The following is a 9,167-nucleotide window of genomic DNA, read 5'->3' as shown; positions in this document are numbered from 1 at the left end:
AGGGAGCTGTTCCATCATTAGTAACACTGTAGGTATTGGAAGCCAGATTGTCATTGCTTGCAGCATCTATGGCTACCCCGGCAGGTACTTGTACGGTCACTTCCCCATCCGTTGTAGGGTCAATGGTAGCGGTATAGGATGCCCCTGATCCGCTAAAGGCTGTTATTGTCCCGTTTGTTATGGTAATATCACTTTGAACAAACCCAGTAACGCCCTCACTAAAGGTAATGGTAATGTCAAAACTACCATTTACAGGCCCGGCAGGTCCATCAATGGTCACTGAGGGAGCTGTTCCATCATTAGTAACACTGTAGGTATTGGAAGCCAGATTGTCATTGCTTGCAGCATCTATGGCTACCCCGGCAGGTACTTGTACGGTCACTTCCCCATCCGTTGTAGGGTCAATGGTAGCGGTATAGGATGCCCCTGATCCGCTAAAGGCTGTTATTGTCCCGTTTGTTATGGTAATACCGCTTTGAACAAACCCAGTAACGGGTTCACTAAAGGTAATGGTAATGTCAAAAGATCCATTTACAGGCCCGGCAGGTCCATCAATGGTCACTGTGGGTGGGAAATCAACATACCGGTAGACCCGTGCATGGCCGGAGAGATTACCATTTCCATCATTATCAGGTGCTCCAATGGCTACAATAGTCCCATCAGCGTTTAGGCTTACTGAGGTGCCGGATAGATCTCCTGCTACCTCCCCATCGATGTCGATGCCTAACTGATTCCAGGTGGTACCATCAAATCGGTACACTCGTACATGGCCTGAACTAGCTCCATTTCCATCATTACGATTAGCTCCAATAGCTAGGATGTTTCCATCATTGCTTAGGCTTACTGAGGTGCCGGACTTATCACCTGACACTTCCCCATCGATATCTGCACCTAACTGATTCCAGGTGGTACCATCAAATCGGAATACCCTTACATGACCAGAAAGAGTTCCATTTCCATCATTTTGTGGTGCTCCAATGGCCAGGGTATTCCCATCGGTGCTCAGGCTTACTGACCAGCCAAATAGGTCATCAGCTGCTTCTCCATCGATATCTGCACCTAACTGGTTCCAGGTGGTACCATCAAACCGGTATACCCGTACATGGCCGGAGTCAGTTCCATTTCCATCATTACCTTCTGCTCCAATGGCCAGGGTATTCCCATCACTGCTCATGCTTACTGATCTGCCGGACTTATCACCTGACACTTCCCCATCGATATCTGCACCTAACTGATTCCAGGTGGTACCATCAAATCGGTAGACCCGCACATGGCCGGAGTCAGTTCCATTTCCATCATTACCTTTTGCTCCAATGGCCAGGGTATTCCCATCACTGCTCATGCTTACTGAGCTGCCGGACTCATCACCTGACGCTTCCCCATCGATATCTGCACCTAACTGATTCCAGGTGGTACCATCAAATCGGTATACCCGCACATGGCCGGAATTAGTTCCATTTCCATCATTACCTTCTGCTCCAATGGCCAGGGTATTCCCATCGGTGCTCAAGCTTATTGACTCGCCGGAAAAGTCACCACCTACCGTTTCCCCATCGATATCGGCACCTAACTGGTTCCAGTTAGTGCCATCAAATTGGTACACCCGTACATGGCCTGAACCACTTCCATTTGCATTATCATTAAGTGGCGCTCCAATGGCCATGATATTCCCATCGGCACTCAGGCTTACAGAGAAACCGGATAAATTAATTGTTGCTTCCCCATCGATATCCAATCCATTTTGTAGCCATGCTTGTGCGTTAAGGGTCTGTGAAGCCAAAAAGAAGCTAGCTATAAGCAGTAAAAGAGGAAAAATCGTTTTTTTATTATGAGTGTGTGTATTTTTCATGATCTTGTTATTTTAGTTTGTTATTTGGGAAGGGAAAGCTCCCTATCTTCTTTTTGAACCCAGATTAAATGACAAAGAAAACCGTAGGCTGTCTTCTAATGGATTGTTGACCGATGAGGTGGAGAACAGGTAGGACAGGTCAATAATAGCCGCCTTGTACCTGAAACCGCCCCCTAGGGTAAAAAACTGACGGGAGCCCTTATCTTCACTTTCATTAAAATATCCCGTCCTTAGTGAAAAGGTACCCTGATAGGTGTATTCGGCCCCCAATGCCCAGGTAATTTCCTTTAATTCTTCACTAAACCCATCAGGAGCATCGCCAAGTGACTTGAACATGCCACTGAAGAACCCTATATCTGCATACGCTGCATTGTCTTGTGCATCTATATCACCATCACCATCAAAATCTTTTGGGGTGGGAACTAATAGTTTATTGAATTCCACATTGAAGGCAAGTGTGTTGTCTCTATCAAAAATAAAATCATATCCTCCTCCAAACTTTAGGTTTGTTGGGAGAAAGTTCTTTTGCCCGCCTTCATCGTATTTTATTTTAGGCCCTATATTGGATATATTAAAACCCAATCGCCAACGGCCATTAAAAGAATTATGAGAGAGTAACTTGGACTGATAGTACCCTGCGATATCGATTGCTATGGTACCGGCAGATTGGGCATCGGGGTCAATTTCCTGAATTTTTAAATTGGAGTTTATATACTTCCCGCCTACGGCCATCGAAAACTGATCGCTAAGTTTTAGAGAATAGGAACCTTCTACGGTAAATTCATTAGGTTTTACCACACGGCCCGGATCATCTGTGGAAAGGCGTAGCGGGACTTCTCCAAATCCAAAGTAGCGGATACCGGCCGAGAAGGCACTCCGATCATTAAGTTGATGGTAGTAATTGGCCTGTAAAAGGGCTACATTATCAGCAATGGATGACAGATAGGGTGTATAACTTATCCCTATCCCTGAGGTTTCTTCTGCAAAAACATATTTTGCGGGGTTCCATTGTTGGGAATATACATCGGGAGCGGTAGCGACACCTATATCGCCCATCCCCGAACTACGGGCATCGGCTGCGATATTTAAAAAAGGAACGGCCGTAGTAATGACACGGGAAGGTGTCTGTTGCGCAAAATTTTTGAAAACAATAAGCAACATAAGGCATAGTAGGGATTTTTTCATATGAATAAAATTTGATTGTCATTTGTTTTTATAAAAAGAATGTAGCTCTAGCCCTAACAAGATAGTATCTGTAGCGCTGGAGTTATAGTATTGTTATAATTGAAGGAATGGGCAAGAATTGCCAAGAACGAAATAAAAAAAACTTTTTTCATGGATTATGATTTTAGACACTACCCTTATAACAGTTAATTATGGAAATACCCTACTTAACCCATTGCTTATTTTTTAAATAACGCTAATTTTCCTTTTCTACAATCATAGACACTTACATTTAGAAATAGTAAATTCAATAAAGTTTAATGATTTTCCTGATCTATCGCTTGAACTGACTATTTTATATATAGTGTTCGTATATTTTATCATAAAGTTCTTTGTATTTTTCTTTGATAATTTTCCGGCGAAGTTTCATAGTAGGGGTAAGGTGTCCTCCTTCAATAGTCCAGACATCAGGAGTGAGTTCAAACCGCTTGACTTTTTCCCATTTTCCAAATTTTTCGTTATGCGTATCCACTTCTTCCTGAATTCGTTCTATAACTTTTGGGTGGGTAACTATTTCTTCATGCGTGTTTCCGATAGCTATTTTATGCCGGTTTGCCCATTCTTGTAAGAACTCAAAATTGGGCTGAATGAGGGCAGCCGGCATTTTCTCACCTTCACCAATAACCATAATTTGTTCTATGAAACGCGATTGTTTCATTTCATTTTCAATCAATTGTGGAGCAACGTACTTTCCACCGGAGGTTTTAAACATTTCTTTTTTACGGTCGGTTATTTTTAAGAAACCTTGTGCATCCAATTCCCCGATATCTCCTGTATGGAAATAATCACCGGTCATTACTTCGGCAGTACGTTCAGGGTCTTTATAGTATCCCATCATTACATTTGGCCCTTTGCACAAGATTTCGCTATCTTCTGCAAATTTTATTATCACGTTATCAATTACTTTTCCAACCGTACCAATTTTCCATCCTCTGTTACGTTCATCATTTACTGAGATCACAGGAGAAGTTTCTGTAAGCCCATAACCTTCCATCACGGGAATACCTGCGGCAGCAAACACTCTGCTTAGGCGAGGTTGTAGTGCAGCGCTTCCCGATACCATTACATCTAGCTCTCCTCCTAAGGCTTCTTGCCATTTACTAAAAATAAGTTTACGGGCAATGCCTAATTTAAATTCGTACCACCATCCGTTGGCTTTATAGGGTTCATATTTCAAGCCTAAGTCAATAGCCCAGAAAAACAGTTTTTTCTTTATACCGGTTAATTCCGTGCCTTTGGCATAGATTTTATCGTATACTTTTTCGAGTAATCGCGGGACTACTGTCATTACATCGGGCTGTACTTCTTTGAGGTTGTCACTTATAGTATCAATGGATTCTGCAAAATAAATTGCAACACCGCAATATTGATATAGATAAAGAATCATCCTTTCAAAAATGTGGCAAACGGGTAAAAAGCTAAGTGCTTTTGAATTGCCTATTTTTACAGGGACTCGTACGGCACTATCAATTACATTAGATACAATATTATTATGGGAGAGCATTACACCCTTTGGTTTTCCTGTTGTTCCGGAAGTGTATATAATGGTAGCAAGGTCAGAAGGTTTTACAGCATTTTTTCTAAACTCGACTTCTTTTTGGTTAGATTCATCTTTTCCTAATTCCAATACTTCGTTCCAATTCTTACAACCGGCTATGTCATCAAATGAGTATACTTCTTTTAGAGAAGCTACATTTGTTTTTATGGTATTTAGTTTTTCAAGAACTTCTTCATCGGAAACAAAACAATAGATAGATTCGGAGTGGTTGAGAACGTATTCGTATTCTTCTTCTGAAATGGTAGGATAGATAGGAACTGTTTGAGCCCCTGTTTGTAAAACACCAATATCCATAATGTTCCATTCGGTCCTGTTGTTAGATGATATAATGGCTATTTTATCATTGGGCTTGACACCTAATCTTAAAAGGCCCCGGCTAATGGCATTTGCCTTATTTATGTATTCTTGGGTAGTGGTTGCTATCCATTTGCCATCATATTTTGTAACGAGGGCATTATTAAGATTAAATTTTTCCAGTTGGTAATATGGAAAATCAAAAAGACGTGTAACTTTTGTCATGTTGGATAGATTAACCGATAGGATCATGCAAAGTATGAAATTTGCCTACTATTTTCAAAAAGAATCATGAAAAAGGATATTGCTTGTTATGAATTTGGAAAAAAGCTATCTAAAAAATATGCTTTTCTGTCAATTCGAGCGCAGTCGAGAATTCTACCATATTACTAATCAAATATTTCGTCCCGATAGCTATCGGGACGCTCAATATGACATATTTAAAGTTTTTGTGATTTTTTAGACAGCTTTTTTAGTTTGTCGATTCTAGCCACTTTCTAGCATTTACAAAAGCTTCTAGCCATGGTGAAACTTCATCGTCCCTGTCTTTTGGGTAATAGGCCCAGTTCCATGGGAAAGTAGAGCGTTCCAGGTGTGGCATCATTACTAAATGCCGGCCCGTATCATCAGTTAAAATAGCTGTATTGTAATCAGAACCGTTTGGATTAGCAGGATAACTGTCATAGCCATACTTACCAACTATTTTATACGCTGTTTCGGCATATGGAAAACTAAATTTTCCTTCACCATGTGCTGCCCAAATACCTAACCGGCTACCTGCTAACGAGGATAACATTACCGAACTATTTTCCTGAATATCTACAGAAGTGAAAATACATTCAAACTTACGGGATTCGTTATGCAGCATTTTTGGTTTTTCTTTATGATCGGGGTTAATTAATCCAAGTTCGATGAATAGTTGACAACCATTGCATACTCCTAATGATAAGGTGTCTTCTCTATCAAAAAAGTTTTTTAAGGCGGTATTTGCTTTTTCGTTGTATAAAAACGCACCGGCCCAACCTTTTGCAGAGCCTAATACATCAGAGTTTGAAAACCCTCCCACAGCAGCTATAAATTGAATATCTTCTAGTGTTTCCCTGCCTGATATTAGATCGGTCATATGCACATCTTTCACATCGAAACCTGCCAAGTACATGGCATAGGCCATTTCGCGTTCAGAGTTGCTTCCTTTTTCCCGGATAATGGCTGCTTTTGGCTTTGTTTCCCTTGATTGCGCTCGGGATGACAATAGACTTTTTCCTGAGAAATGTGTTGGAAATTGATAATGTAACGGTTGGTTCTTATAGTTTGTGAACCGTTCCGCTGCTTTTGTTGTTCCACTTTGTTTTTGGTCTAACAGATAAGATGTCTTATACCAAACGTCTCGCCATTTTGCAACATCAAAATTATAGTGTTCTTGATGATTGGTGATGGAAACAATCCCTGAACCAGTTACTTTTCCAAGGTTGAAGAACTCGATGTTATTCGTTGTTAATTCAGTTTCCACATCCGAGCTAGCTTGGAATACAATACCACTGTTTTCGGCAAATAACACTTTTATACTGTCTTTTTCATTTAAAGAAGCCAGGTTTATGCTTGCCCCAAGGTTTGTGTCAGCAAAACATATCTCGAGAAGGGTTGTTATCAATCCACCGCTTGAAACATCATGACCGGCAACAATACTGCCTTTTTTTATGAGTGTTTGAATACTATTGAAAACTTTTTTAAAATCACCGGAACTTTGAATAGTTGGTGCTTCACTTCCTATTTGATTTCGTATTTGAGCAAATGAAGAACCTCCCAATTTATATCGATCTTGCGAAAGGTTTATATAATAAATATCACCGCCGTTTGTTTGTAAAACGGGTTCTACAACTTTGGTGACATCGTTGCAATTTGCTGTAGCGGAAATAATAACAGTCCCAGGGGCTATGACTTCATCATTTGGATATTTTTGTTTCATGGAAAGCGAGTCCTTTCCTGTTGGGATATTAATACCTAACTCAATAGCAAAATCAGAGCATCCTTTTACGGCTTCGTATAACCGTGCATCCTCGCCTTCATTTTTGCATGGCCACATCCAGTTTGCGGATAGTGAGACACTTTTCAAATGATCTTTTAGTGGCGCCCAAATGATGTTGGCAAGAGCCTCTGCAATGGAGTTTCTACTTCCTGCTATAGGGTCTATCAATGCACTTACAGGTGAATGCCCTATGGAAGTGGCCACACCTTCTTTTCCCTGATAGTCTAGTGCCATTACCCCACAATTGTTTAAAGGAAGTTGTAATGGCCCGACACATTGTTGTTTGGCAACCCGTCCGGTAACACAACGGTCTACTTTATTGGTCAGCCAGTCTTTACAGGCAACGGCCTCTAACTGTAATACCTGTTCCAGGTATTCGTATATTTTATCTGAAGAATAGTTGACTTTTTGATAGCTTCTATTGGTGGAACGGTCACTCATAATCGTTTTTGGTGAACTGCCAAACATATCACTAAGTGCCAGATCCATGGGTTTATCCCCTTTCGAAGAAGATTCAAATGTAAATTGATTGTCACCGGTAACGACACCTACTTCATACATGGGAGAACGTTCTCTGTCTGCAATCCTTTTTAGTTTTTCAAGATGGTGCTTTGCAATAACCAATCCCATACGTTCTTGAGATTCATTTCCTATAATTTCTTTGGCAGAAAGCGTAGGGTCGCCAACGGGTAATTTATCTAAATCAATTTTTCCACCGGTTTCTTCTACCAGTTCAGAAAGACAGTTTAAATGCCCGCCTGCACCGTGGTCGTGAATGGAAACAATATCATTTTCATCACTTTCTACCATTCCCCGGATGGCATTGGCTGCCCGTTTTTGCATTTCCGGATTGGAACGCTGTATTGCATTCAATTCAATACCCGAACTAAATTCTCCGGTATCTGCAGATGATACAGCTGCACCACCCATGCCAATTCGGTAATTTTCACCTCCTAGAATGACAATTTTGTCGCTGGGCTTTGGAGTATCTTTTTTTGCTTGATCTGCTTTTCCATAGCCAATTCCCCCAGCAAGCATAATAACTTTGTCAAACCCAAGTTTTCGCATTTCTTCTTCATGTTCAAAAGTAAGCACAGAGCCAGCAATAAGCGGCTGTCCAAATTTGTTTCCAAAATCGGATGCTCCATTGGAAGCTTTTATAAGGATGTCCATGGGCGTTTGGTACAGCCAATCACGTTCTTTCATTTGTTGTTCCCATGGGCGGTTTTCTTCCAACCGGGAATATGAGGTCATATAAACAGCTGTTCCGGCCAAAGGAAGCGCTCCTTTTCCTCCTGCAAGCCGATCGCGAATTTCACCTCCGGAGCCTGTTGCAGCGCCATTAAAAGGCTCTACTGTAGTGGGGAAATTATGAGTTTCTGCTTTCAGGGAAATCACCGATTCAAAATCTTTTACTTCATAAAAGTCAGGTATATCAGGATTTTTAGGAGCAAATTGCTGGACTTTGGGGCCTTTTATAAATGCTACATTGTCTTTATAGGCAGAAATGATGTCATTGGGGTTTTCTTCGGATGTTTTTTTAATCAATCTAAATAAGGAAGCATGTTTTTCTTTGCCATCAATAATAAAGGTTCCGTTGAATATTTTATGCCGGCAATGCTCTGAATTGACCTGAGAAAAACCAAATACTTCAGAATCAGTCAATTTTCTTCCTATTTTTTCAGCTAATTGGTTTAAATAACCTATTTCATCATCATTTAATGCAAGCCCTTCTTGTTGATTGTATGTGGCAACATCTTCAATTTCTTTGATAGGTTCAGGAGTGATATTGATGGTAAAGATATCCTGATCTAATTTGCTGTATTTTTGGAAGAGCATTGAGTCGTAGTCTTCAATGTCTTTTTGAACAGCTTTAAACTCTTCAATCCTAGCAATGCCGGAAATTCCCATATTTTGCGTAATTTCTACAGCATTAGTACTCCACGGGGTAATCATGGCAGCACGTGGTCCAATAAAAAAATCCGCAATGGCGGATTGTTGTATTTGTTGCATAGCTCCTGAATCGAGTTCTGGAGAAGCAAATAACCAGTTTAATTTTTTGAGGTCTTCAGTTGAAAGTTGGCTTGCGGTTTGTACTGCAAAAACTTTTCTTTTTGGATTTCCGAAGAAAAGGATCATACGAGGCGTTTAATTTATGTCTTTGTTGCCAGACAGTTTGTACAAGAAAAGGCAAATTTACACAATTAAACAAAAAT

Annotated in this window: 4 protein-coding genes; all 4 read right to left on the bottom strand. The window is 40.6% G+C overall.

From position 1 onward, the window contains the following. Positions 1 to 1,849 (bottom strand): Ig-like domain-containing protein (locus WBG21_RS08645; RefSeq protein ID WP_340076902.1); only part of this gene is annotated, 1,849 nt, incomplete at its 3' end. 42 nt (positions 1,850 to 1,891) lie between these two features. Next, positions 1,892 to 3,034: a type IX secretion system outer membrane channel protein PorV gene (gene porV, locus WBG21_RS08640; RefSeq protein WP_340076900.1), complete on the bottom strand. Its 1,143-nt coding sequence runs from the start codon at positions 3,032 to 3,034 to the stop codon at positions 1,892 to 1,894. Between the two features lie 334 nt (positions 3,035 to 3,368). After that, positions 3,369 to 5,150, bottom strand: coding sequence for an AMP-dependent synthetase/ligase (locus WBG21_RS08635; RefSeq protein ID WP_340076898.1), 1,782 nt, complete (start codon positions 5,148 to 5,150; stop codon positions 3,369 to 3,371). A 247-nt stretch (positions 5,151 to 5,397) separates the two neighbouring features. Then, positions 5,398 to 9,090: a phosphoribosylformylglycinamidine synthase gene (gene purL / locus WBG21_RS08630; protein ID WP_340076895.1), complete on the bottom strand. Its 3,693-nt coding sequence runs from the start codon at positions 9,088 to 9,090 to the stop codon at positions 5,398 to 5,400. Positions 9,091 to 9,167 lie beyond the last annotated feature (77 nt).

Source organism: Leptobacterium meishanense (assembly GCF_037645805.1).
Lineage (GTDB): Bacteria > Bacteroidota > Bacteroidia > Flavobacteriales > Flavobacteriaceae > Leptobacterium_A > Leptobacterium_A meishanense.
Note: the sequence above shows the minus strand (reverse complement) of the source record. Positions and strands in the feature narration are given on the sequence as shown.

Bases quoted from the DNA above. Each gene is read 5' to 3' on its own strand.
- purL (WP_340076895.1), bottom strand. From the start codon at position 9,090: ATGATCCTTTTCTTCGGAAATCCAAAAAGAAAAGTTTTTGCAGTACAA.
- WBG21_RS08635 (WP_340076898.1), bottom strand. From the start codon at position 5,150: ATGACAAAAGTTACACGTCTTTTTGATTTTCCATATTACCAACTGGAA.
- porV (WP_340076900.1), bottom strand. From the start codon at position 3,034: ATGAAAAAATCCCTACTATGCCTTATGTTGCTTATTGTTTTCAAAAAT.